The organism is Streptomyces sp. NPDC051907 (assembly GCF_040681075.1).
Lineage (GTDB): Bacteria > Actinomycetota > Actinomycetes > Streptomycetales > Streptomycetaceae > Streptomyces.
On sequence record NZ_JBFAYB010000223.1, the window covers coordinates 1 to 2,166 of the forward strand.

Sequence of the window (2,166 nt, forward strand, 5' to 3'; positions counted from 1 at the left end):
GACGTTGGCTCCGTGGTTGGCGCCGGGGGCCGTGTACACATAGCTGTCACGGCTGCCCTTGCCGACGGCGGACCCCAGCACAGCAGAGATCCACTGCAACGAAGGGGAAGCCATGACAGCGACGACCGACGGCAGCGCCCAGGGCGTGGGGCCCCGGGCAGCCGCGGCCACACAGGTCCCCGGCGCTCTCGTCGCCCAGAGCGCCGGAGCGAGCGACGTACAGGGGGCGGCGCGAGCGGCCGCGGCACGCTCGATCGAGCATCTGCTGAGCCGCCAGGACGCCCAGGGCTGGTGGAAGGGCGACCTCGAGACCAATGTGACCATGGACGCGGAGGATCTCCTCCTGCGCCAGTTCCTCGGCATCCAGGACGAGCGGACCACCCGTGCGGCGGGCCTGTTCATCCGGGGCGAGCAGGGCGAGGACGGATCCTGGGCCACCTTCTACGGCGGACCCGGCGACGTCTCCGCCACCGTCGAGGCGTACGTCGCCCTGCGGCTGGCCGGGGACCTGCCGGACCAGGCGCACATGGCGCGCGCCTCCGCCTGGATCCGCGAGCGCGGCGGCATCGCCGCCAGCCGTGTCTTCACCCGGATCTGGCTGGCGCTCTTCGGCTGGTGGAAGTGGGACGACCTGCCGCAGCTGCCGCCCGAGCTGATCTTCCTGCCCAAGTGGTTCCCGCTGAACATCTACGACTTCGGCTGCTGGGCCCGGCAGACGATCGTGCCGCTCACCGTCGTCTCCGCCAAGCGGCCGGTGCGGCCCGCGCCGTTCGCCCTCGACGAGCTGCACGCCGACGCCCGCAACCCCAGCCCGCACAGGCCGCTTGCTCCCGCCGCCAGCTGGGACGGGTTCTTCCAGCGCGCGGACCTGGCGCTGCACGCGTACCACAAGGTCGCGCCGCGAGGTCTGCGCCGCGTCGCGATGAACGCCGCCGCCCGCTGGATCGTCGAGCGGCAGGAGAACGACGGCTGCTGGGGCGGGATCCAGCCGCCCGCCGTGTACTCCGTCATCGCCCTCCATCTGCTCGGCTACGACCTCGGTCACCCCGTCATGCGGGCCGGTCTCGAGTCGCTCGACCGGTTCGCGGTGTGGCGCGAGGACGGCGCGCGCATGATCGAGGCCTGTCAGTCGCCGGTCTGGGACACCTGCCTCGCCGTCATCGCGCTCGCCGACGCGGGCCTGCCCGCGGACCACCCCGCCCTGGTCAAGGCCGCCGACTGGATGCTGGACGAGGAGATCACCCGGCGGGGCGACTGGGCGGTGCGCCGGCCCGAACTCGCCCCGAGCGGCTGGGCGTTCGAGTTCCACAACGACACCTACCCCGATATCGACGACACCGCCGAGGTCATCCTGGCCCTGCGGCGGATCAGCCACCCCGACCCCCGGCGGGTCGACGCCGCCGTCGCGCGGGCCGGCCGCTGGACGATGGGGATGCAGTCCAAGAACGGGGCCTGGGGCGCGTTCGACGCCGACAACACCAGCCCGCTCCCCAACCGGCTGCCGTTCTGCGACTTCGGCGAGGTCGTCGACCCGCCGTCGGCGGACGTCACCGCACACGTCGTGGAGATGCTCGCCCACGAGGGCGGGGCAGGCCACCCCCGTACCCGCAAGGCCGTTCAGTGGCTGCTCGCCGAGCAGGAGCCGAGCGGCGCGTGGTTCGGGCGCTGGGGCGTCAACTACGTCTACGGGACGGGGTCGGTGGTCCCCGCGCTGGTCGCGGCCGGGCTGCCGGCATCGCACCCCGCGATCCGGCGCGCGGTGCGCTGGCTGGAGTCCGTCCAGAGAGACGACGGCGGATGGGGCGAGGACCTGCGCTCCTACCGCGAGGAGCAGTGGATCGGCCGCGGAGTGTCCACCGCCTCCCAGACGGCGTGGGCGCTGCTCGCGCTCCTGGCGGCGGGGGAGCGCGAGGGCAAGGCCGCGGAGCGGGGAGTCGCCTGGCTCGCCGAGACCCAGCAGGAGGACGGGTCCTGGGACGAGCCGCACTTCACCGGCACCGGCTTCCCCTGGGACTTCTCCATCAACTACCACCTCTACCGGCAGGTCTTCCCGCTGACGGCGCTGGGCCGGTATCTGCACGGCGAGCCGTTCGCCCGCCGTGCGGCCCGGCGCGCGGGCGCGGGCGCGGGCGCGCGCGAGGGGGGCTGATGGAGGCCTCCCCGGCG

Annotated in this window: 1 protein-coding gene; it reads left to right on the top strand. The window is 73.6% G+C overall.

Going from position 1 to position 2,166, the window contains the following annotated elements:
- The first annotated feature begins 112 nt into the window (after positions 1-112).
- Positions 113-2,149, top strand: a complete 2,037-nt coding sequence (gene shc / locus AB0M39_RS41870; protein WP_365374406.1) for a squalene--hopene cyclase — start codon at positions 113-115, stop codon at positions 2,147-2,149.
- The last annotated feature ends 17 nt before the right edge of the window (positions 2,150-2,166 follow it).

Bases quoted from the DNA above. Each gene is read 5' to 3' on its own strand.
- shc (WP_365374406.1), top strand. From the start codon at position 113: ATGACAGCGACGACCGACGGCAGCGCCCAGGGCGTGGGGCCCCGGGCA.